A 21,715-nucleotide genomic window follows, 5' to 3' on the forward strand; every position below is an offset into this window, starting at 1 on the left:
AAAATTTCAGTTCCCAGTGGATTCAACACTCTGCTGGGAATCTTTTTGGGTGTTTGGGGGGCTGATAATTGTTTCAAACTGAATGGCGCAAAACCACTCAATTTTAATCCTGGGAAACAACTTTGATTTTCCAAGTCAAAGCGGATGATCGGACTCGAACCGACGACATTCAGCTTGGGAAGCTGACGTTCTACCACTGAACTACACCCGCATAATTCGATTTAACAGTATATCCTGAAGTTTTTCCCGGTAGCAAGCTTTTGACCATGGCGGCGCGAATCGTTTGGGTTTGACCAAAGACGCTGTACATCATTGCTTCGCGATAGAAACGTTGGGCCGGACTGGTGAGTAGATTCCCGGCTCCCCCTGACCAATGAAGAGCAATTTGGGCAAAAGTTTGGGCCGTTTGGATTGCGCTGAGACGCAACGCCAGTTTGGTTTGGAAACTTTCTTTTTGGGGTTCCTTAATGGCGCAAAACAACTGCTCATGGAGTGCCTGCCAGTGGTCTTCTAGGGCTGTTACATCGTCAAAGTCAGTCGTCGCTAACCAATTAAGCACACCCCGGGCGCAGCCGAGCGCAAAAAAGCCATGGTGCAAAATCTGCTGGCGATCGCCTTTGTGGATCGTGCCAGGGGGCTGGATCACCAGAACATCGGCAGCGGGAACCAACCAATTTTGGAGTTTGACCGTCACTGTCTGACTCACCCCCATGGCAGCAAGGGGGAGGGGTTGACTACAAAAAATTTCTCCCTGCCCTGAATGCTGTGATGTTTCGAGGGGAATCAAACCATACAATTCTGAACCGTCGGGTAAAGTGGCCCCGGCGATCGCCCGTTGAAAAAAACCATAGCCCGTCACCCAAGGGATAGTACCCGTTAAGCAATAACTCTCGCCCTGGGGGATTGCCCGTACCGCAGGTTCGCCCCGCCGCCGGAGATGGGAAAAGCCCACACCGATCCGCACATTTCCCCTGGCCATTTGGGGTAATAACCGCTGTTGCTCAGAGTTGCCAAACCGGGCAATGCGACTGGCCGCACTCTGGTGTTAGGTTTGGAGGAAAGCCAAGGCCCCCGAAGCCGCCGCCATGGCCACCGTGGCTTGGTAATATTCAACGGCGCTCAACCCAGAACCCCCTAATTTTTCGGGTACCCGGAGTGCCAAGAGATGGCGATCGCCTAGACCATCAAGGGCCTGACTGAGAGCAAGGGGATCTTGATCCAGCTTTTCCGCCTGGGGCGCAATCGATAAACGGAGATATTCTGCTAAATTTTCCCAGGCAAACTGACCCATTGATGAAAAATGATTTAACCCTATTTTTTTACAGAATCCCTGACCATCAACACCCTAAATTTTTCGGTTTCACTAATTCCCAAAGGAAACTAGAAGATGGCGGTACAATAACTAAAAATCTTAACCTAATCCCCTTAACTTCCCTGTCAACCCACTAACCCAATCATCTATTTCCCAGGTTTCTATGGCACTCATCATTAGTACCGTCAATATGAAAGGGGGCGTTGGTAAAACCACCCTCACCGTCAACCTCGCCGCCTGCCTTGCCCGCCATCACAAAAAACGCGTACTTGTTGTTGACCTCGACTCCCAGATTAGTGCCACCCTCAGTTTGATGCCCCCCCAGGATTTTGCCCGCATCCGCAAAGGCCGCCGTACCATTAGCCACCTCATCGAAACGGCCATCAAGCCGACCCTCAAGCAAAGCCTAGATATCAACGACATCATTTGTCCTTACATTGCCAATGTCCAGGGCCTAGATTTGCTTCCTGGTGACATCGAGCTTTACGACGAATATCTCGTCTCGGACATGCTTCACCAAAAAGCCCACAAAGATCCGAACCTAGACTTTCAAGCCATCTGGAACAATTTTGAGCTGGTCTTAATTCGTAAGATTCTGGCGCCGGTGATGGATAAATACGACTTCATCATTATGGACTGTGCCCCCGGCTATAACTTGGTCACCCGGAGTGGTTTGGCCGCCAGCGATTTTTATATTTTGCCGGCCCGTCCCGAACCTTTATCTGTGGTGGGCATCCAACTCCTGCAACGGCGGATCCGTGCCCTACGGGATAGCCACCAAGACACTGATCCTAGAAATATTGATCCGATTAAGTTAGATCTATTGGGCATCGTCTTCATTCTTTCTGGTGGGAGCTTGCTGAATCGCTACTATAACCAAGTGATGAAACGGGTCAGCGATGACTTTACCAGTACGCAAATTTTTAAGTACAAAATTCCGATGGATGTGAATGTTGCCAAGGCCCTTGATACATTTCAGCCGGTCGTGGTTTCGATGCCGAACACGGCGGGGGCCAAAGCATTTATGAAACTAACAGAAGAATTTATCGCCAAACTCAAGGAAGCGGGGGGCCTCGCAGAACAGCGCCCTTCTCGAATCAACCTCGCGGATATCGAGTAAATCTGGGCAAGCTCCCATTTTTTGGGGTATGGTCTTTAGCGGATGGTATTTATTCCTACAAATCTTGAATTGCTATGACAGATCTGGCTGTACTCAAAACAAAAATTGACGCGATCAAAGGTAAACGGACGGTATTACTCAAGCTGCTCGAAAACCCCAATATTGGCACTCTGCGACTCGATGTTAACCAAGCCCTCGAAGAATTAGACGAATTGATTGCGGAGTTAGATGAAACGCTGTAGGGCATAATCTCTAGGCACCTTTACGGATGAAATATTGGTACGAAACGATCGCCGTTAGCCAGAGAATTTTACTGGAGTTGTGGCGGCGGCGACGGAGCTTAATTTTTTGGATTTTATTTCCCGTTTCTCTCCTGTTCCTCAATGGGTTTATTTTGGCGGAACGGGCAGGTTTGAGCTTGGCTGAAGCGATGGAATTTGCGGCGCCTTCGACGTTGGTGGGGGCAGCTCTCTTTTTTAGCTGCTTGGGGGGCAGTATTGCGACGGTGGTTTCGGAACGGGAACAGCACACCCTCAAGCGTTTATTTATTTCCCCTTTGAGTGGGACGGCTTATTTTCTGGGGATTTTCCTCGCCCATTGTTTGATTGGGATTGGTCAGGCTTTGCTTGTTTTTGCGATCGCCATTTTTGTGGGCGCGACCTTCACGGGGTCGGTGGTGGTGGGCATTGGGATTATTTTCCTGAGCATCATCGCCTATGTAGGAGTCGGCTTTATTCTGGGAACTCAATTGGCGAAACGCACAGAGGATGTCAATGCGTTGGTGGCGACCTTCGGCGTACCGTTGTTGATCCTTGGGGGCGCTTTTTTACCGACCTCCCTCTTCCCGGAAGCTCTGCTAAATGCGGCCCAATATAATCCGATTTTTCACATGAATGAAGCCTTAGTGGGTCTTTGGGCTGAGGGGGAAACCATTGGGGCGATCGCCAATCATTTATGGTTTTTGGGAATTTTTGCCCTGGCGATGATCGCAGGGGGATGGCTATCCTATCGGCGGATGATCCAAGTAGAACGGCAACTGTAGACTTTAGCGAGTTTTTTCAGTGACCGTTTGAACCCATTGGGACAAATTCACGACAGGGATCCCCTGTTTTGTGGCGGTAGATCGCTCAGGGGCAGTGTTATAGCCCCAGTCTGCAAGAAACAGTTGCAGGGTGTTTAATTCCGGTTGCTGTTGAACTTTTTCCAGGGTTTTGAGGCGATCTTCAATGAATAGAAAAGTTTCTACCTCCGGTGTAAGCAATTGCTTTAAGGTGATAGTTTTGGGTTGTTTTTGCTCTTTGCCAAAAATTTGGGCCGCCGGGAAATCGACATTCTGATGCTGGAGTAATTGTCGCGTAAAACGGGCTTCTTTCGTCGTGATGATATAGGGCGTTACGTCATCCTGATCCAGTAAATTTTGCAGTAATTTCACCATTCCCGGATAAAATTGGTGTCGTCCCCGCCATTGGTCTAACTGGGTTTGCAGTTGGCGATCGCGCACTCGATCAAGGGCTTCTATTAACTGGGCAGAATTCAGATTTTCCTGCTGGAGAATCTGCTGAACAACAATTTGCCAAGCTGCCCAGAGTCGCGCTTTAGGAATGTGTTGTTGTAAAGCTCGTAGGAGGATGATCATCTCCCAACCCGTTTCGATTAAAGGCCGTAATTCGTTGAAGTCCGCCTGTAATTCTGTCAACAAATCTTCCGGCGTACTGGGCCAAATCGTTTGATACGCAAGGCAAGCGGAATGGAAATATTCCGGCAGCCCGTCACAGATCACCCCGTCAAAGTCAAAGGCAATAATTGTTTTTGGTGCCATTAGTCAGGGATTTGGGCCTTCATGCGTTCGAGGGTCAGATTCATCTGGTCAAACATTTGTTGGGGAGTCATGCCAAACTGACCAAGCTGGGTTTTCATCTGCTCAACAGCCATTTGGGCCATAAAGTCATCGGAGAGTTCAAAGCGTTTCATGAAAATTTTGTAGCGATCCATAACGCTTTCCATCTGGTCGATGTACATTTTCTTGCCTTCCCGGTCGAACTTACCAAAGTCACTGCCGAGTTGGACTAAGTTTTGGTAGTCTTCAAATAAAGTTTTGGCTTCCTGCTGGACAATTTCTGAGTCAAAAAATCCCATCATTACTCCTATGCACTGCTACGGCTTGGATAAGTTGCTCTACCATAGGGGGTGAGTGTCTTCCTTAAATTTTAGTGGAGGCATTTCCCGTCGCAAAGTATGGTTTTCCACATCTAAATGCCATGAAACAGGCGATCGCCAAATTTTTGACCCAGCCCAAAGACCGCAAAGTTGCTGTCGGTCTCGCCCTCCTTGGTTCGGTAACGCCCCTCTCAGGCGTCCACAAATTTTATGTGGGGCAACCGGTTTGGGGGGTTGTGTATATTCTCCTCTGGTCAACGCCGATCCCCCAAATTGCCTGTGCCATCGAAGCCGTCTGGTACCTACTGCAAGATTTTGACTCGTTCCAAGCCCGGTTTGGTTTAACAAAAGCCCCGGCTGCTGACCAGGCGATCGCCGCTGTCCAACAAACTGCTGCCATTGCCGAAGCGCTCCGGGAACTGGAAAAACTCCGGATAGAAGGACTGATCACGGAATATGAATTTGAGCAAAAACGCCGCCAGCTTTTGAACTAAATTTGAACGCAAATTCTGCCTTTATTGAGTTATCTCACCCTGGGCGATCGCCTGCTGTTTGATTAAACGTTGCACCGCCATCAGCGCACGGTTGAGTTCCACATTTTGGCGCTGAGGATTTTCCAGATAAGCCCGTTGCTCCTGCTCGATCATCAGCACATCTTGCTCTACCAAGCCATCCAATAACCCTTTGGCCGCATTGAAACAGAGATCCTTTACCCAGCGGCGGAACGGCACCGGCAGTTTGTGGAGTCGCCAAAAGGCATTAAGGGAAGTGAAATGCAACAAGTAAGCGCGGGTGCGGGTGCTGTGGGTCGGACAAAACAAGCACATAATTTTAAAATCATTCCCCAAGGTCGCGCTCCAGTTGGGGTAAACATAGCTGACATCCAACGGTTCCGGGTGGAGCTTGCGCAGGGCCGGAAAAAACAATTGGGAGATCGACCAAATCTTATCAATTTTATAATAGCTCTGGGCTTCGTAGTGGGCATCTACCCGCTGCTCGGTCACCTGAATATCCTCTAACTTTGCCGAAGCCCACGCTTGATAATTGTCATGGAGGTGACCGTGGTACATATCCATCAAGTTTTCAATGAGATAAGAAAAATGCCCCTCACAGTCAATGGTCGTGACGCTGACAATGTAGTTTAGATGATCCCATTCTGGGATCGGCAGGGGTTGAATCGTCCCATCAGTTAAACGTTCAGGATTCCCTGGAAAAACCCAAATAAAACCATCCTGTTCCCGCACGGGTAGGGTACGAATCTTACAGGCGGGCCGCTTCTGATTTTCTGCGAGATAGGGCACATGGGCGCAGGTACCAGACGTGTCAAACTGCCAACCATGGTAAGCACATTCAAGGTTATCCCCAACCACTTGACCGGCACTGAGCTTCACCTGGCGGTGGGGACAGCGGTCTTCGAGGGCTTGGACTTGACCTGTGTGATCCCGGTAGAGCACAAAATCTTCATTCCAGAGGGTAAACCCCAGGGGCTGGTCCGTTAATTCAGCACTGCGAGCCGTCACATACCAATGGTTTTTGTTGATGCCACAGGCGCGCACATCAAGCTTTTGGGGGATAGCAGGACTCGAACTAGCGACGGCTTGGGGGTGGCGATTGTGCATGGGGAGGCGGCGTACCGGAAGATATTTTGATTCTAAAATTTAAACAAAAATCCTGACAAAATTCATCTTTCCTCACAAATTTGCAATTCTTATTTTTCCCGCAAAAATTCCCCCAATGATTCCCCATGGTTTCCCCAATCTGTTTCATTTTTTCCACAACTTTCCCCAGGTTTTCCACAGCTCAAAACGATTTTCTTGGGGCTTAGCATTGGTTTGGGGAATTCTCCTTTTGAACTCAAGATCCACACTACAAAGGCGGAAAAATATGAAGAACCGTAAACAAAATCCCCCTGAAACCCCTGATTTTTCGTGGACAGCCAAAAGGCGATCGCCTTGCCGTAACATTTTGCAATATTGACAAACCCACCCATCCATAGACAACAATAGGGCGACGACAGACGAAACCGAACAAAACGCCAAGACCATTTTTCAGCAGTTCTGAAATCCGTTCCTTCGTCCCTCGCTAGTTTGATTTTTTAGTCCCGCAGATTCCGACAGAGCTAAAGTTAATGATGAATCCCACCGTGAGCATTTTGGCCGAAATTCCCGAAGCCCTACACCAATCCCTAACCGACTACCTAGAAACCCATCCCAATTGGGATCAAGACCGGGTGTTTGCGGCGGCGTTGTCCCAATTTCTGCTCCAAACCGGAGAAGGGCAGACCCCACGAGAGGCCGAAAATTACCGTACCTGCGCCAGAGTATACTTAGAAACGCTCTTTGAGCAGTCAAAGTCCTACTAAGTATTTTGTGAGGTTATGGGTCAAGACAAACCGCTCGTCATTCCCCAGTTGATTGTGGGGCTGGGGAATCCAGAACCGAAGTACGATCACACGCGCCATAACATTGGTTTTGAATTTGTTGATCGCCTCGCCGCAGATTGGGGTGCGACCCTCCAGGACAATCGGAAATTTCAAGGGGTTTGGGCGGAGGTGCGCCGCAATGGCCAAAAACTCGGTTTGCTCAAACCCACCACCTATATGAACCGTTCTGGGCAGTCGTTACGAGCCGTGATTGATTGGTACAAAATTCCACCGGAATCGGTACTGGTGGTTTACGACGATATGGATCTCCCCCTAGGGCGACTGCGGTTACGCCTGCAAGGATCCGCAGGGGGGCACAATGGGATTAAATCCATCATTTCCCATCTGGGGACCCAAAGTTTTCCTCGATTACGCATTGGCATCGGCAAAACCCAACTCCAAGGCGATCGACCCACCATCGCCCATGTGCTTGGGAAATTTGCGCCAGCAGAGAAGCCCGTTTTAAATGATGTGCTAGGGCTGGCGGAGGAAGCGTTAGCCTTGAGTCTCCGGGAAGGGGTGGAGAAGGCTATGAGCATCTATAATGCCCGCAGTGTTGAATCGGGTCAGTCATAGGCATCTGGCAGGAATTTTGAAAGAAAAGTTATCGCGGATCAAGCCCTATTTGCGTTGGTTTATTGTTGGCCTGACGCTCTTTTTTTTGTTGGTAACCCTCCGGAACCATTGGCAAGAGGTGGCTCAAATTCGCCTGGAACGACGGGGGTGGCTCTTGGTGGGGGCGAGTGTCTTGGTGACAACGGCATCCCATGTGTGGTCGGCCTTGGTGTGGGGCCGGATTCTGGCGATGTTTCGGGTGCCCATTGGTTATGGGGAGGCGATCGCCTTATATCTTCGCACCAACATGGCGAAGTATCTGCCGGGAAATATTTGGCATTTCTACGGGCGAATGACCCGGATTGTGGCGGTGGGGAGTCCCTGGGGGGTGGCCAGCTTAGCGGTGCTCCTGGAACCCCTTCTATTGGCAGCGGCAGCGGCGATCGCCTTGGTCTTGGGGTTGGGGGGCAGCCTCGTGCAGATGGAGCAATTGCCGCTACTAAAATTATTGGTGCCCTTGGGCTTGATCGGTGTTCTGGGTGGAATCCATCCTTATTTTTTCAATCCCGTAATCCAAAAGGTTTCCCGGGGAAAAACCCAGGATCATGACCCAGTACGCTTGAAAATTTACCCCTGGCAACCTCTCCTGGGAGAATTGATTTTCATCGGCCTGCGGGGGACAGGATTTCTTTTAACGTGGTGGGCGATCGCCCCCCTGAGTAGTGCTCAGATTCCCCAACTGCTGGGGGTGTTTAGTGGGGCCTGGTTGGCTGGATTTATTATTCCTGGGGCACCGGGGGGATTAGGGGTATTTGAGGTGGTGGCCTTGGCCCTTTTAGAAACCGTCGGGAACACAAATGTCGGCGTTGGCAGTCTTTTAACCATCGTGGCCTTGATGCGGGGGGTTAGTATCCTGGCAGAAATTTTGCCCCTGGGGATTTGGGGTTGGCGATCGCCTGTCCAAAAGCTCCCCCCAAACCTTTGATATAGTGAGACCTCAAAGTCAACAAAATTCGGCAAACTATTATTCTTCTATGACCATGGAACCCTTACCCCTGCCCTCCCACATCCACTACGAAACGATCCTGCAAATTTTGGAGCGCAAAGCCCAACGGGTCGCCACCAAAGATCCCATGACCCGGACTCAAATCCAGCAATTGATCCTCACCCTGCGCAAGGCTTTTTCTCAACAAAAGCAACTAGAGCGTAGTTGTGACCAGCTCCGTATCCCCTACGAATACCATTGGTCTCTCAACAATCAAACGCCAGACCACACCCCGGAAGCATAGAACTTTAACGCTCCTAGTTTGTGCAAACATAAAAACCCTGTCCACAGCACATTTTTTTTGTAAGATAGGCTGGCATTTTCCCGTGGATTCTCTGGGCCTGGGGGACTCCCCTTTATAATGGATTTTGGACAGAACATTCATAGCATAAACAGTTTTTTGATTTCGGTAGACCGAATTCGTTAGGCCACAATACCGAATCAGGAGCAAAGGTGGGTTAGGTTGCAAGTAGATTTAAATCAAGTTTTTCCGTTTCAGTTAGATCAGTTTCAAAAACAGGCGATCGCCGCCCTTGATGCCGACAGATCCGTGGTGGTCTGTGCGCCGACTGGCTCCGGTAAAACCGTCATTGGTGAGTATGCGATCCACCGTGCCCTCGCCATGGGTCAACGGGTTTTTTATACCACTCCCCTCAAAGCCCTTTCCAACCAAAAGTTCCGGGATTTTGGCGAAACCTTCGGCGAAAAACAAGTGGGTTTGATCACAGGCGATATCATCATCAATGCCCAGGCGACCATCGTCGTGATGACCACGGAAATTTTCCGGAATATGCTCTACGAAACCCCCATTGGTCAGGTGGGTACGTCCCTCGAAAATGTCTTAACAGTGGTGCTCGATGAATGCCACTACATTAGCGATCGCGGTCGCGGCACTGTCTGGGAAGAATCCATTATTTACTGCCCCTCCGAGATTCAAATTGTTGGCCTATCGGCGACCATTGGCAACCCAGAGATTTTTACCGCCTGGATTAATAGAACTCGTCAAGCGGCCCACGAAGACCACCCCAACAGCAAAGAACACCGCTGCGAATTAGTTGATTCTGACCACCGCCCCGTGCCCCTGGAGTTTCTCTATAGCAACAAAAAAGGCTTGTACCCGCTCCTCGATCAGGCAGGAGAAAAGATGAATACGCGCTTGCGATCGCGCACCAATGCCCCCCAAGGCAAGCGCAAGAAACGCCAGCGGGAAGACTGCCCCAGCTTATTCGCCATTGTGCGGCAACTCCGGCAAAAGGATCTGCTACCAGCGATTTACATCATTTTCAGTCGACGGGGCTGCGATCGCTCGGTCACCCAACTCAATGACATCACCCTCGTTTCCCCAGAAGAAGCCAAATTATTAGAAGCCACCCTGCTCCACTTTTTCTTGGATAACCAAGGGAAGCTCCAGGAAAAGCTCCTTAATCAATATGATGGCACCCCAGAATTTAAAGCCCTGGTGCTGGACTTCATCGCCAAAAATCCCTTTTCTACCGAAAAACTGGTGGACTATCTCCAGGCCAATCTCCCCCTGCGGGAGCAACTCTGGCAATACCTTGCCCAGCAGTCAAAATTTGCCCGTCCCGAACAAGTAGAACCGCTACTGCGGGGCATCGCGGCTCACCACGCGGGGATTCTGCCGGCCTGGAAGGAACTCGTCGAAAAGCTGTTTGAAATGGGCCTCGTGAAATTGGTTTTTGCGACGGCGACTTTGGCCGCAGGGATCAATATGCCCGCCCGCACCACGGTAATTTCTGCCCTCTCGAAACGAACCGATGAAGGCCATCGGATGCTCACCCCCTCGGAATTTTTGCAGATGGCGGGTCGAGCGGGTCGGCGGGGCATGGATAAAGTGGGTTATGTGGTCACTGTGGAAACCCCCTTTGAAGGGGCCAAGGAAGCGTCTCGGCTTGCTCTTTCTAGTGCAGAACCCCTGCGCAGTTGGTTTACGCCGTCCTATGGCATGGTCTTGAACCTGTTGCAAAAACATAGCCTGGAAGAATCTAAGGAACTCTTATCCCGGAGTTTTGCGGAATACCAGGTGCAACAACAACTCAGTCCGGAACAGGAGGCGATCGCCGAACTGACTACGGAAATTGCCCATCTTGATATTGACCTCGCAGCCTTTGACGAACGGAACTTTGAACGCTACAGCAAACTCAAAGAACGGCTCAAAGAAGAAGAACGGCTATTAGGCATCCTCCGGGAACAGGCGGAACTAGAAAACCGCAAACTGTTGGCCCCGTTATTAGACCAGCTCCCCCTCGGCTCAATCTTGCACCTTAAAGGGAAAAATTTGCGGGTCAAAGAAGCTGTTCCCGCTGTCCTCGTCGAGCAAACTGAGGAACAACAGTTTTTGTGTTTGGGCACCGATAAACGCTGGTACTTAATCAAAGAAACGGATGTGGTCGCCCTCAATGAAGGTCTTTTTCCAGCCGATCAACTGGCGCAAATTCCGCTACCCATTGATCAAAATCTCACCCTTGGGAAAAATGGCAAAGTGGATCAAGAGGCGTTTCCCCTCGTGGCGGCGATCGCCGATTACCTGTTACCCCTCACCGAAGCCCCCGAAGTAGAAGCCCAAAAACAACGCCTCGTCGCTGTCCAGGCCAAATTTGCCGCTTCTCCCCTGAGCCAACAGGACAAACCCGGCAAACTGCTCAAGCGTCACCAGCGACGCAAAGACCTCCGCAAAGAATTAAACCGTCGCCAAACCCTCTACCGTCAGCATGCCAACAAACGTTCCTATTATTGGCAAGATTTTCTAAACCTCATTGAAGTCTTACAGGAATTTCGTGCTCTTGATGGTTATACGCCAACGGTCTTAGGTCGTACTGCGGCAACGATTCGTGGGGAAAACGAACTATGGTTGGCGCTGTGTCTGCTGTCAGGCCAATTAGACCACCTTGCTCCAGAACATTTGGCCGCCGCTATCTGTGCAATCATCAGCGAACCCCCCCGGGGCGATAGTTGGACGGACTATCCTCAACCCAATGCTGTTTTAGAAGTGCTCGGTATCCGTAAAAAAGACCAGGGCCATAATCCCGTTAGTCTGTGGGAACTGCGCCGCCAACTGTACCAAGTGCAAAAGCATTGTGGTGTGACCATGCCTGTTTGGCTTGAAAGTAAATTTATTGGCCTCGTGGAACAATGGGCCTTGGGCGTCGAGTGGACAGAACTTTGTGAAAATACCAGCCTCGATGAAGGGGACATTGTGCGGATGTTACGGCGCACGGTGGATGTCCTCTGGCAAATCCCCCAAATCCCGGAGATTAAACCTGTTCTCATGCGCACAGCCAAAGAGGCGATCGCCAAAATGAAACGCTTCCCCGTTTAGCAATTGTGACATTGGCTAGTTTCATAAGGGCTTACAGCCTAAGAAAAGTTGGCTTCTCCGCCTAAGACTGCAAGCGCCAGCCTTTAATTTCCTTCTGGCGGGCGCGGGCGACAACTAGGCAATCATTCTCCACATCCTTGGTGATTGTTGAACCTGCTGCAATGGTCACATCCTCACCGATGATTATTGGTGCAACCAGAACGCTATTGGCTCCGGTTTTACTGCGATCGCCAATCACCGTTTGATGCTTATTTACCCCGTCATAATTAGCGGTGATCGTTCCCGCGCCGATATTCACCTTTTCTCCTAGGGTTGCATCACCGATATAGGAGAGGTGGGCCATGTTAGTGCTGTTACCGATGGTGGATTTTTTGATTTCGACAAAATTACCAACTCGACATTGCTCCCCAACCTTAGCCTGACCCCGAATGTGCGCATAGGGGCCAATTTGGGCATTTTCCCCTACCTGGCTATCACTCACCACGCTATAAAGAATGGCTGTATTGGCTTCAATGACGCTATTTTCAATCAAACTGCCTGGCCCCAGACGGCAACCAGTCTTGATCACGCTATTGCCCCGCAGATGGGTTTGGGGTTCGATCATCACATCTGGTTCGAGCTGTACGGTGTCGTCAATGGTTACGGTATCGGGCTGATGAATCATCACGCCAGCCTTCATCCATTTTTCCTTGATGCGATCCTGCAAAATTTCATAGGCAGCCGAAAGCTGAAAACGGTCATTGATGCCGCTAATTTCCTGGAAATCCGCCACATCCATCGCCATCACCTTATCGCAGTGGAGAATAACATCTGTCAGGTAATATTCCTGCTGATCGTTGTTCGTGGTTAATTTCGGCAGCGCCTCGGCCAACACTTCCCACTTAAAGCAATAGACACCGGCATTGATCCGATTATTCTGCCGCTGGGCATCGTTGCAGTCGCGGTGTTCGACGATTTGAGTAACGAGATTATCGCCATCGCAAAAAACACGCCCATAGCCTGTGGGATTCGGTAACTGAGCCGTTAATAAAGTTGCGTCATTGTTATTCTCCTGGTGGGTTTTCACGAGGTCTGCAATGGTTTCAGGACGCAGTAGGGGCACATCGCCGTTGAGAATGACCACATCACCCGCAAAGTCTTTGAGGGGTTCGAGGAGTTGTTGGACGGCGTGACCGGTGCCGAGTTGTTCTGTTTGTTCGACAAATTCTAAGTGGGGCAAATGGGCCAGGGCCGTTTTCACCTCAGCGGCACGGTAGCCAACAATGGTACAAATGCGTTCCGGTTGGATCAAGTCACAACTTTCAATTACCCGTTCCACGAGCGATCGCCCGCCCAGGGAATGCAGCACCTTCGGGAGGTCTGATTTCATTCTTGTACCTTTGCCTGCTGCCAAAATTGCTACCGCTACCATTGCCTTTGCTGTGTGTGATTGACTGACATTATTTTCAGTGTGGAGTATATCGTATTGTTTGGGCCTTCCGGCATCGGTGTGCTGGAAGATTCTTTTTTTACTCAAAAACGCTGGGGGGCTGAAGCTGTTTCCGGATTAGTGCTAAATTTCTCAAACGTTCCTTTCCAGTAAATTTTTATGTCCTTTACCCCGACCCCAAACCAAACGGCTCCCTATACCTCAATGCTGATTATCCCCACGGGGATCGGCGCGAAAATTGGTGGCTACGCGGGGGACGGGATTCCCATGGCGCGGCTCATGGCCCAGGTGTGCGATCGCCTGATTACCCATCCCAATGTGTTGAACGGGGCGCAACTGTTTTGGCCCATGGCGAATACGTTCTATGTAGAAGGTTATGGCCTCGATCAATTTGCAGCAGGAAATTGGGGCTTAAAACCGGTGCGACAAAACAAAGTAGGGTTACTTCTCGATCAAGGCATTGAAGCAGAATTAAAAACTCGCCATATCCAGGGGGCCGAAGCCTGTCGTGCGACTTTGGGTTTACCAATCACGGATTATGTTGTGACAGATGCGCCATTAAATGTCACCCTCAAGGTTTCCGAAACGGGGGTCAGTTGGGGCACCATCGAAAATGTCGGCAGTTTGCTGCGGGCAGCGGAAAAGTTGATTACCCAAGCCAAGGTAGAGGCGATCGCCGTCATTGCCCGTTTCCCCGATGATGAAGATAGCGAGCTTTTGGCCCAATATCGTCAAGGGTCCGGGGTGGATGCCCTCGCGGGTGCTGAAGCCGTAATTTCCCACCTGCTCGTGAAAAAATTTCAAATTCCCTGCGCCCATGCCCCGGCCTTATCCCCGTTGCCCATTGAACCAGAACTTTCTCCTAAGGCCGCCGCTGAGGAATTGGGTTATACATTCTTGCCCTGTATTTTGGCGGGTTTAAGCTATGCGCCCCAATTTGTCACCAAAGGCGATCGCCAATCCGGAGAAATCTGGGCCGATCAGGTAGATAGCCTGGTGATCCCCGCCAGTGCCTGCGGTGGGAGTGCTGTTTTGAGCCTGGCCCAAACTGAAACATTAATTATTGCTGTAAACGAAAATGACACTGCATTAAGCATTTTTCCAGAATCCGTTGGGATTAAAGCCCGTCGAGTAGACTCATATTTAGAGGCCGTCGGGATGATGGTTGCCCATCGTGCGGGTTTAGAGTTTGCCAGCTTGACCCCATCCGTGCCGCCGCTCAATGCAATCTAGGTTTTATTTATTACTGTGAATCAATCCAACCAACCGCCCATGGAACCACTATCCCGCCAACAGGTATTGCTCCTGATGGGGATTACGGCGCTCTTACTTTTTATTGTGGGAAATCTCTGGCGGTTAATTGGCAATGTGGAACTTTTGGCCTGGGAATTTTCTGGTCTTGCTCTCATTCAGGGGGTGGCGATCGCCTTGGGAATCATCGGCGCGAGCAGCGTCCTCTATGCCGTCTGGGCGGAATATCGTCGCAGTGTCGATACTTATCTCGAATTTGTCCTCAAACCCCTCGCAGTACCTGATTCCATTTGGTTGGGATTATTACCAGGACTGAGTGAAGAATTTTTATTTCGGGGGATCATGTTACCGGGCTTGGGTCTAGGTTGGGGTGCCCTCTGTTTATCGAGCCTAATTTTTGGGGTACTCCACATCAGCGGCGCCCAGCAGTGGCCCTATGCCGTTTGGGCAACGATAATCGGCTTTATTCTCGGCTACAGTGCGATCGCCACGGGAAATTTACTCGTACCCGTGATTGCCCACATTGTCACAAACTTTACCTCAAGCCTGATTTGGAAGCTCCGTTATGCTAACTCGTAGCATTGACACCCCCAAAAATAGGCAAAAAAATACAGGATTTACACCCGCCGCGCCGTCTTACCTCAGCTTATGACCTGGAAAATCCAGGGGGGAAGGACAGAACTCAGCTTCCGTTTCCGAGTACAAGCCCGGTCTACTACCGCGAGAACTTAAATAGTCTTCCCAATTAGCTCAAGCATAGATCAACAAACAATATTGGTAGTCACCAACGCAGTAGGCTTTGATCCTGTTGAAAATTATCTTAAAGGATTATTTTGCGTTTACGCAACTGCACAAAGTTCGGCGATCGCCACTGGGCTTTCCACCTTGACAGCCAGGGTTAAACGCTCCTTGGGATTATTTTGTACCCGCTCAATGGTGAAGGCTTTGCCACCATAGATTTGAGTTAAGGCAGTGCTGAGATCTGCTTTTACAGCGGCAAACCCTTCGTCGGTATTCGGGCCATGGAGCCGATCATTGCTGATGTAGAGAAATTCATTGCCCTTGAGGGTGATCTCCGTTTCTTGTTCAAGTAAGCTGCCAAATTTAGCTGCTGACTGGACTAAATCGGCGATCGCCTCAGGGTGGGGTTGATTTTCTACACTGCTCCAACGGCGCTGGGCATACAGACCATAACCCCCCTGGTGCTCCATCATATAGTTGATTTCGTAGGTGACGAGCATAATTCCTGGGCCATCGGGCACATGGCGATAGTCCACCACATCGATCAGGGTGCCTTCAATTTTTTCATCCCGGATCCATCCCTGAAAAACCCCGATTAACGATGCTTCATCAAAACTAGAGGGCATTTGGGCCGGAAATTTTACACAAAAACGTTCAATATACACGAGTTTTTTTACTTTAAGTGACGACTGAGAAACTTAGACAATAACTGTTTCGAGCAACATTAAAACAGATCAAGGTTGACATAAATGGGGTGAGCAACCCTGCCCACCCGATTTTGTCCGAAGAACCTAACGCAACATTTTGCTGTTTAGTTGGTTCCAAATCCTTGCTTCAGGAGCCATTGCTTAAAGCTCACCGGACTGGTGATCCCCGCCTCGATCATTCGACCGTTGCAAGCATGGGCCGCTTCGATAAAGAGACGAGATTCTTCCACTAAGCGTTGGGATTGTTCAAGGCTTGCGGCTTTGTCCTTGTGTTTCAGAGCCGAAAAGAAGAACTGGGCAAATTTCCCCTTCGCAAAGGGATCAAAGAACAGTTCCGTATCGTAGAAATACTTGCGGAATTCGGCACTGACCACTTCGGGATCATCGCTAATGTCGATATTTTGGAATTTCAACAGGGCTTGGGCCGCACTGACCATGGCGGCGATCGCCTTATCCGCAGCCAGTTGAACGTCCCCATTTTGCGGGTTATCCAGTAACACCGTCGCATCAAAGTGGAGACTTTCCGCGTCGGCCATACTAAAGTCCGTGAGGGTGACTACTTCCCCCGCACATTCACCGACCCCAATATCCCCAAGGGTAAATTCGCGGGTATCCGCCCAGTCAGAATAAAAAGAAGGATCTTCTTCGTAGCTGGGAACATCTGTGAAGGGCTGCAGGCGGTCTTTCATTTCCTTACGGCCAATGCGGTTAAAGAAGTCCGTAAACTTCTCATTTTCGAGCCGCTCTTGCATGAACGTATCAATCAAAAATTCCACCACATCGGGAATTCGCTTCGAGGGCAAAACGCCCATGGATTTACCGTAGGTAGACGCATTGTTTGCCCATTCCCCACCGAGCACAAGGTTAAAGTGGGGCACCCGGCGGCGCTGTACCTGACGACTTGAACCATAGAAACCGATTTCTGCCACCATATGTTGGGAGCAGGAGTTGAAACAGCCGCTAATTTTGATGCGGATATCTTTCACGGTTTGGTCATACTGCCAACCCTTGACCGCCATCCGCCGTTGCAGCTCACCAGCCAGACCACGGGAACTCCCGATCCCTAGTTTGCAGGTATCTGTACCGGGGCAAGCAGTGATGTCAATGATCGAATGGGCACCGCCAGCATGCAGGCTGATCGCCTTGAGATCCGCATAGAGGGCGGGCAAATCTGCTTCATGGACCCAACGGATCAAGATATTCTGCTCAACGGTCGTCCGTACTGTGTCATTGGTATATTTGCGGACGATATCGGCCAAACCCCGGAACTGGGGTGAAGTGGCATCCCCTAGGGGCAAAGAAACCGCAACGGTATAGAAGCCCGGTTGCCGTTGGGGATAGAGGTTAGTTGTTTTCCACTGGGTGAATTCTTCACCATGGTCGAAGGTTTGATCCGCAGTGACGGGGGCTGGTTTGCCTTTTTCTTCGTAGGTCGTCAGGCGATCAACCCAAGCTGTCCAACCGGGATCGGGTTCGAGGGTGGCCCGTTCTTCGGTCACCAGACGCTTAAATTCTTCTAGGCCCAGTTTTTGGACAAGGAATTTAATCCGGGCTTTATTGCGGTTTTTCTTTTCTCCAAGGCGGGCAAAGACGCGGAAAATGGCCTGGGAGAGGGGAAAAATTTCCTCAAGGGGCACAAAATCTTCAAAGAGCTTGGCGAGGAACGGTACAGAACCTAAGCCACCACCGACATAAACCTTGAATCCTTTGACAATTTCACCATTAATTTCTTTGGTTTTAGCGATAAAGCCAAGGTCATGCATGGAAGTAAGACCACAGGGGTGATCTTCGCAGCCAGAGAAGGCAATTTTTAATTTACGGCCAAAATCTTGAATATCGCGGTGGCCGAGGAAGAAATCCGTGAGTTCTTGGGCGTGGCCGGTGACATCAAAGACTTCGTCGTGGCAAACACCGGCAAGGGGACAAGCGGTAACGTTACGCACGGAGTTACCACAGGCTTCCCGTACGGTGATCCCTACGGATGCTAAGCGACGGTGCATATCCGGGACATTATCGAGGGAAATGAAGTGGAGTTGAATGTCCTGGCGGGTGGTGATGTGGAGAATGTTGTCGGAGTATTCTTCGCAAATGTCAGCGAGAACATCCATCTGTTCGGCAGTCATCCCGCCGTAGGGAATTTTGATCCGCTGCATCCCTGGGGCCTGCCATTTGGTATCGGGGCCTTTGGTGAGTTCTGTTTTTGGAAAAGGAATTGCTTTGGCTTTGACCCCATCATTCCGGAAGCCGTTATCGTAACGCTGACCATAGGCTCCCCGACGAAGACGCAGTTCGGCAAAAACTTTTTCGTCGAGTTTGTCCTGGCAGCGGAGGGCCATTTGGTTTTCAAAGGTGTCAATTTCTTCGGCCATCTGGGGCGGAATGCGATCGCCAAGGACCTCTTTCCAAGTTTTGGGAGTTGTCGTCGTGGTCATAGGGTGTTCTTCTTCTGTAGGAGCTAATTCGGATTGGCCTGGAATGATTTAAGGGTCAGGCCCGCAATATAGATAAAAAATTACTCGGATGTACTATGGTGACACAAAATTTCGGTGATCCGAGCAAGTCCGATAAAATCTGTAATTTTGTGGAAAGAAATCACAGGGGCGCAGATTGAGCATTCTGAAAAGGTTTAACAAGCCAGCGGACAAATCGATAAATGTAGGTAAAAATCACAGGCACCACAATCAGAGTTAAAACGGTGGAGGTACTAAAACCCCCAATCACGGCGATCGCCATCGGACTCCGGGTTGCACCATCGGCCCCCAACTCCAAGGCAATGGGCAACATCCCGGCAATGGTTGAGAGGGAGGTCATACAAATGGGCCGTAACCGAGAAACCCCAGCTTCGACGAGGGATTTTTTCAGAGTTTTGCCTTCCCGCAGACCAGAGAGGGTAAAGTCCACCAACAAAATGGCGTTTTTTGTCACCAAACCCATCAACAGCACAATGCCAATGAGGGCAAATAACCCCAGTTCCTTTTGGGTAATCATCAGACCCAACAAAGCCCCCCCAATGGAGAGGGGTAAGGCGGTCAAAATGCCAAAGGGATAGAGAAAATTATTGTAAAGCAGCACCAGAATTGCATAGATGCACAGGACAGCCGCCCCCAACGCTGTGAGGAAACGGCTAAAAATATCGCGCATAATTTCTGCGTCGCCCGCGGGTTCAAGGGTTACCCCAGGGGGTAAAGGACTCATCACTGGTAAGGCATTCACGGCAGCAAAGGCATCTCCTAAAGAGGTTCCTTCTAGGTTGGCGCCCACTTCCACTTGACGGAAGCGATTAAATCGGTCGATCTGGGCCGAACCACTGCCAAGTTTTAATTCAGCCACGGCAGCTAGGGGAACTAATTCACCGGTGTTACTTGGTACTTGGAGATTTTTGAGGGTTTCAATGTTGCTGCGTTGATCGGGATCGAGTTGAACGCGGATCGGGATTTGGCGATCGCTCAAATTAAATTTGGGCAAATTGAAATCATTATCACCAATTAACGCCAGGGAAGCGGTGCGGGAAATGGCCGCCACAGAAACACCGAGATCGGCGGCCCGTTGGGGATCAGGCTGAATAATCAGTTCGGGTTTAACCAAGCTCGCACTGGAGGAAATGTCCACTAACCCAGGTATACTGCCCATTTGTTGCTCTAAGGTTGTCGCTGTTTCCAAGAGTAGCGGTGCATTTTCACTTTTGAGCACAATGGAGAGATCTTTAGAATTGCCTGTCCCGCCCGTACTCCGGAAAGACACCCTTGCTCCCGGAATGGTTTGGAAATCACGCCGCAGGGTTTGTTCAAACTCCGCCTGGGAAACTCGTTCTGCTTGGGGCACAAGGTTGACATAAATGGTGCCACTGTTGACGCTAGTCGCCGTTGCCAAAACACTACTCACGGCGGCATTGGCCTGGAGGCGATCGCTCACCTCAGTCATTACCTGTTCACTATCGGCCAGGGTTGCACCGGGGGGCAGATCAAAGGCGATCGTACTAATCCCCGTATCGCCGCTGGCAAATAAGCCCTTCGGAATGAAAGGGACCAACTGGAGGCTGCAAATAAAAAAGACCAGGGCAATGAGGAGAGTTGTTAGACGATGACGCAGCGCCCAACCGAGCAGATTCCGATAAAAACCCGGTTGTTTTTGGCCATTAAAAGCGCCCAATTTTGATTTCAATAGGTAGGCACTCAGCATCGGGGTCATGGTGGTGGCCACCAGGGTCGAGAACATCGTTGAGACGGCGACGGTGACCCCAAAGGGCTGGAAAAATTGCCCCGGCACGCCCCCCATAAAGGCTACAGGCAGAAAGACAGCCACGATGGTTGCAGTTGTTGCCACCACGGCGAGGCCAATTTCCCGGGCGCCGTCAATGGCAGCCTGGAAAGGTCTTTTGCCCATTTGCAGGTGTTGGTCAATATTTTCAATCATGCAGATGGCATCATCGACCAAGTTCCCGATCGCCAGGGCCAAAGCGAGGAGGGTCATCCCGTTGAGGGTATAGTCGAGGGCCTGCATCACAAAGAAAGTCGGCACAATGGAGAGGGGCAAGGCGGCGGCGGTAATTAAGGTAGCACGCCAGTCCTTGAGGAAAAAGCCCACCGTGATCACGGTTAAAATACAGCCAGCCCACAAAGCCATAATGGTGCCGTCATAGGAGGCTTGGATTTCTGTGGCGCGGGTAAAGATTAAATCAAAGCGGAGATCCTCTGGGAGGGTGGTTTGCAACTCGGCGATCACCTTTCGGATCCCTTGATCAACCCCGACGACGGTGCTACCCGGACTCCGGAGTACTGAGAACGCCACCACCGGCTCATTATTGAGGGTTGCTGCCACCCGAGGTTCCCGGAAGCTATCCTCTACACGGCCCAGATTTTCTAGGGGGACGAGATCCCCATTGGGCAAGGTGATCGGGTATTGTTGCAACTCTTGAATACTTTCTGCACTGCCGAGGGTGCGGACATTTTGCTCATTGCCCCCCAGTTCGAGGCGGCCCCCGGGACGGTTGAGATTAAACTGGGCAATCTGGTCATTCACCTGGGTTGCGGTGATCCCCAAGCCTTGTAACAAATCAGGGTCAAGATCGACGCGAATCTCCCGGTCAACCCCCCCCAATCGCTGAATTTCGGCCACCCCTTCTACGTTTGTGAGTTCTCGGCCAATGCGACGGTCAATGAGATCACTGAGTTCTTCGACGGTGCGCTCCCCAGACGAGAGAGCATAGGTCATCACGGCTCCCCCAGCAAAATCGAGTTTTTGGACAATGGGATCGGTGATGTCCTGGGGCAAGGATGAGCGAATTTGGGCGATCGCATTGCGCACATCATTGGTCGCCTGGTCGGTGTCGGTGCCCAGCTCAAAATTCACAACCGTCTGGGAATTGCCATCGGTCACGGTGGAGGTGATTTGGTCAATATTGGCGAGGCTGGCGACGGAATCTTCGATTTTTTTGGTGATTTCCGTTTCAATCTCTTCTGGGGCCGCCCCTGGCTGGCTCACACTCACCGTTACGGCGGAAATATCGATGTTTGGCGTATTATCGATGCCAAGGTTTAAAAATGAATAGATCCCCACGATGGTCATAATCATGAAGGCCACGAGGGTCGGCACTGGATTTTTGATGGACCAGGCAGAGAGGTGAAAGGACATACCAGGGG

20 protein-coding genes, 1 tRNA gene and 1 other RNA gene are annotated in these 21,715 nt (G+C 50.6%); 11 read left to right on the top strand and 11 right to left on the bottom strand.

Going from position 1 to position 21,715, the window contains the following annotated elements:
• Positions 1 to 139: 139 nt before the first annotated feature.
• The 3 genes from AWQ21_RS11315 to AWQ21_RS16255 form a co-directional block, all read right to left on the bottom strand.
• Positions 140 to 211 (bottom strand) — tRNA-Gly (locus tag AWQ21_RS11315).
• Positions 191 to 964 carry an acyl-CoA/acyl-ACP dehydrogenase gene (locus AWQ21_RS11320; protein ID WP_198159643.1) on the bottom strand — a complete coding sequence of 258 codons (774 nt, stop codon included), beginning with the start codon at positions 962 to 964 and terminating at the stop codon, positions 191 to 193. The genes AWQ21_RS11315 and AWQ21_RS11320 overlap by 21 nt, the downstream gene beginning before the upstream one ends.
• Positions 965 to 1,045: 81 nt before the next feature.
• Entirely contained in the window at positions 1,046 to 1,291 is a 246-nt protein-coding gene (locus AWQ21_RS16255) for an acyl-CoA dehydrogenase family protein (RefSeq protein ID WP_157094750.1), read from the bottom strand.
• Positions 1,292 to 1,475: 184 nt separating this feature from the next.
• Here AWQ21_RS16255 and AWQ21_RS11325 point away from each other — a divergent pair, with 184 nt between their 5' ends.
• The 3 genes from AWQ21_RS11325 to AWQ21_RS11330 all read left to right on the top strand — a co-directional run bounded on the left by AWQ21_RS11325 (position 1,476) and on the right by AWQ21_RS11330 (position 3,474).
• Entirely contained in the window at positions 1,476 to 2,432 is a 957-nt protein-coding gene (locus AWQ21_RS11325) for a ParA family protein (protein ID WP_065714624.1), read from the top strand.
• Between the two features lie 74 nt (positions 2,433 to 2,506).
• Positions 2,507 to 2,674, top strand: coding sequence for a hypothetical protein (locus AWQ21_RS16410; protein WP_198159644.1), 168 nt, complete (start codon positions 2,507 to 2,509; stop codon positions 2,672 to 2,674).
• A gap of 26 nt (positions 2,675 to 2,700) precedes the next feature.
• A complete protein-coding gene (locus AWQ21_RS11330; RefSeq protein WP_062435427.1) occupies positions 2,701 to 3,474 on the top strand; it encodes an ABC transporter permease in 774 nt (257 codons plus the stop codon).
• A 3-nt stretch (positions 3,475 to 3,477) separates the two neighbouring features.
• On the opposite strand, the gene AWQ21_RS11335 is transcribed toward AWQ21_RS11330, so the two are convergent.
• Both AWQ21_RS11335 and AWQ21_RS11340 read right to left on the bottom strand, forming a co-directional pair.
• On the bottom strand, positions 3,478 to 4,251 hold the full coding sequence (locus AWQ21_RS11335; RefSeq protein ID WP_065714625.1) for an HAD family hydrolase: 774 nt from the start codon (positions 4,249 to 4,251) through the stop codon (positions 3,478 to 3,480).
• A complete protein-coding gene (locus tag AWQ21_RS11340; protein WP_012307841.1) occupies positions 4,251 to 4,568 on the bottom strand; it encodes a DUF1825 family protein in 318 nt (105 codons plus the stop codon). The genes AWQ21_RS11335 and AWQ21_RS11340 overlap by 1 nt, the downstream gene beginning before the upstream one ends.
• 122 nt (positions 4,569 to 4,690) lie before the next feature.
• On the opposite strand from AWQ21_RS11340, the gene AWQ21_RS11345 reads away from it, so the two are divergent.
• Complete coding sequence (locus tag AWQ21_RS11345) at positions 4,691 to 5,083, top strand: SHOCT domain-containing protein (RefSeq protein WP_065714626.1); 393 nt, start codon at positions 4,691 to 4,693, stop codon at positions 5,081 to 5,083.
• Between the two features lie 21 nt (positions 5,084 to 5,104).
• Here AWQ21_RS11345 and AWQ21_RS11350 read toward each other — a convergent pair whose 3' ends face one another.
• The gene (locus tag AWQ21_RS11350) at positions 5,105 to 6,208 is read right to left on the bottom strand and encodes an aromatic ring-hydroxylating dioxygenase subunit alpha (RefSeq protein WP_065714627.1); all 1,104 of its coding nucleotides are present in this window, start codon (positions 6,206 to 6,208) and stop codon (positions 5,105 to 5,107) included.
• A 512-nt stretch (positions 6,209 to 6,720) separates the two neighbouring features.
• Here AWQ21_RS11350 and AWQ21_RS11360 point away from each other — a divergent pair.
• The 5 genes from AWQ21_RS11360 to AWQ21_RS11380 all read left to right on the top strand — a co-directional run bounded on the left by AWQ21_RS11360 (position 6,721) and on the right by AWQ21_RS11380 (position 11,948).
• Complete coding sequence (locus AWQ21_RS11360) at positions 6,721 to 6,951, top strand: DUF2811 domain-containing protein (RefSeq protein ID WP_030007319.1); 231 nt, start codon at positions 6,721 to 6,723, stop codon at positions 6,949 to 6,951.
• Between the two features lie 15 nt (positions 6,952 to 6,966).
• The gene (gene pth / locus AWQ21_RS11365) at positions 6,967 to 7,587 is read left to right on the top strand and encodes an aminoacyl-tRNA hydrolase (protein WP_065714629.1); all 621 of its coding nucleotides are present in this window, start codon (positions 6,967 to 6,969) and stop codon (positions 7,585 to 7,587) included.
• Between the two features lie 16 nt (positions 7,588 to 7,603).
• On the top strand, positions 7,604 to 8,551 hold the full coding sequence (locus AWQ21_RS11370) for a hypothetical protein (RefSeq protein WP_232314962.1): 948 nt from the start codon (positions 7,604 to 7,606) through the stop codon (positions 8,549 to 8,551).
• A gap of 49 nt (positions 8,552 to 8,600) precedes the next feature.
• Positions 8,601 to 8,855 (top strand): DUF5340 domain-containing protein, encoded by a 255-nt coding sequence (locus AWQ21_RS11375; protein WP_232314963.1) that lies wholly within the window; start codon positions 8,601 to 8,603, stop codon positions 8,853 to 8,855.
• Between the two features lie 219 nt (positions 8,856 to 9,074).
• Positions 9,075 to 11,948, top strand: a complete 2,874-nt coding sequence (locus AWQ21_RS11380; protein WP_083998013.1) for an RNA helicase — start codon at positions 9,075 to 9,077, stop codon at positions 11,946 to 11,948.
• A gap of 61 nt (positions 11,949 to 12,009) precedes the next feature.
• Here AWQ21_RS11380 and glmU read toward each other — a convergent pair whose 3' ends face one another.
• Positions 12,010 to 13,359 carry a bifunctional UDP-N-acetylglucosamine diphosphorylase/glucosamine-1-phosphate N-acetyltransferase GlmU gene (glmU, locus tag AWQ21_RS11385; RefSeq protein WP_065714632.1) on the bottom strand — a complete coding sequence of 450 codons (1,350 nt, stop codon included), beginning with the start codon at positions 13,357 to 13,359 and terminating at the stop codon, positions 12,010 to 12,012.
• A gap of 177 nt (positions 13,360 to 13,536) precedes the next feature.
• On the opposite strand from glmU, the gene AWQ21_RS11390 reads away from it, so the two are divergent.
• Together AWQ21_RS11390 and AWQ21_RS11395 are read left to right on the top strand one after the other, a co-directional pair.
• The gene (locus tag AWQ21_RS11390; RefSeq protein WP_065714633.1) at positions 13,537 to 14,610 is read left to right on the top strand and encodes a DUF3326 domain-containing protein; all 1,074 of its coding nucleotides are present in this window, start codon (positions 13,537 to 13,539) and stop codon (positions 14,608 to 14,610) included.
• A gap of 39 nt (positions 14,611 to 14,649) precedes the next feature.
• A complete protein-coding gene (locus tag AWQ21_RS11395) occupies positions 14,650 to 15,207 on the top strand; it encodes a CPBP family intramembrane glutamic endopeptidase (RefSeq protein ID WP_065715327.1) in 558 nt (185 codons plus the stop codon).
• 37 nt (positions 15,208 to 15,244) lie between these two features.
• Here the strand turns inward: AWQ21_RS11395 and ssrS are convergent.
• The 4 genes from ssrS to AWQ21_RS11415 all read right to left on the bottom strand — a co-directional run bounded on the left by ssrS (position 15,245) and on the right by AWQ21_RS11415 (position 21,707).
• Positions 15,245 to 15,430, bottom strand: a non-coding RNA gene (gene ssrS / locus AWQ21_RS11400) — 6S RNA.
• Positions 15,431 to 15,467: 37 nt separating this feature from the next.
• The gene (locus AWQ21_RS11405; protein WP_232314964.1) at positions 15,468 to 15,995 is read right to left on the bottom strand and encodes a hypothetical protein; all 528 of its coding nucleotides are present in this window, start codon (positions 15,993 to 15,995) and stop codon (positions 15,468 to 15,470) included.
• Between the two features lie 185 nt (positions 15,996 to 16,180).
• The gene (locus AWQ21_RS11410; RefSeq protein ID WP_065714635.1) at positions 16,181 to 18,508 is read right to left on the bottom strand and encodes a nitrite/sulfite reductase; all 2,328 of its coding nucleotides are present in this window, start codon (positions 18,506 to 18,508) and stop codon (positions 16,181 to 16,183) included.
• 160 nt (positions 18,509 to 18,668) lie between these two features.
• Positions 18,669 to 21,707, bottom strand: a complete 3,039-nt coding sequence (locus tag AWQ21_RS11415; protein WP_065714636.1) for an efflux RND transporter permease subunit — start codon at positions 21,705 to 21,707, stop codon at positions 18,669 to 18,671.
• Positions 21,708 to 21,715 lie beyond the last annotated feature (8 nt).

The sequence above is a fragment of the Picosynechococcus sp. PCC 7003 genome, from assembly GCF_001693255.1.
In the GTDB taxonomy this organism is placed as follows: Bacteria; Cyanobacteriota; Cyanobacteriia; order Cyanobacteriales; family MRBY01; genus MRBY01.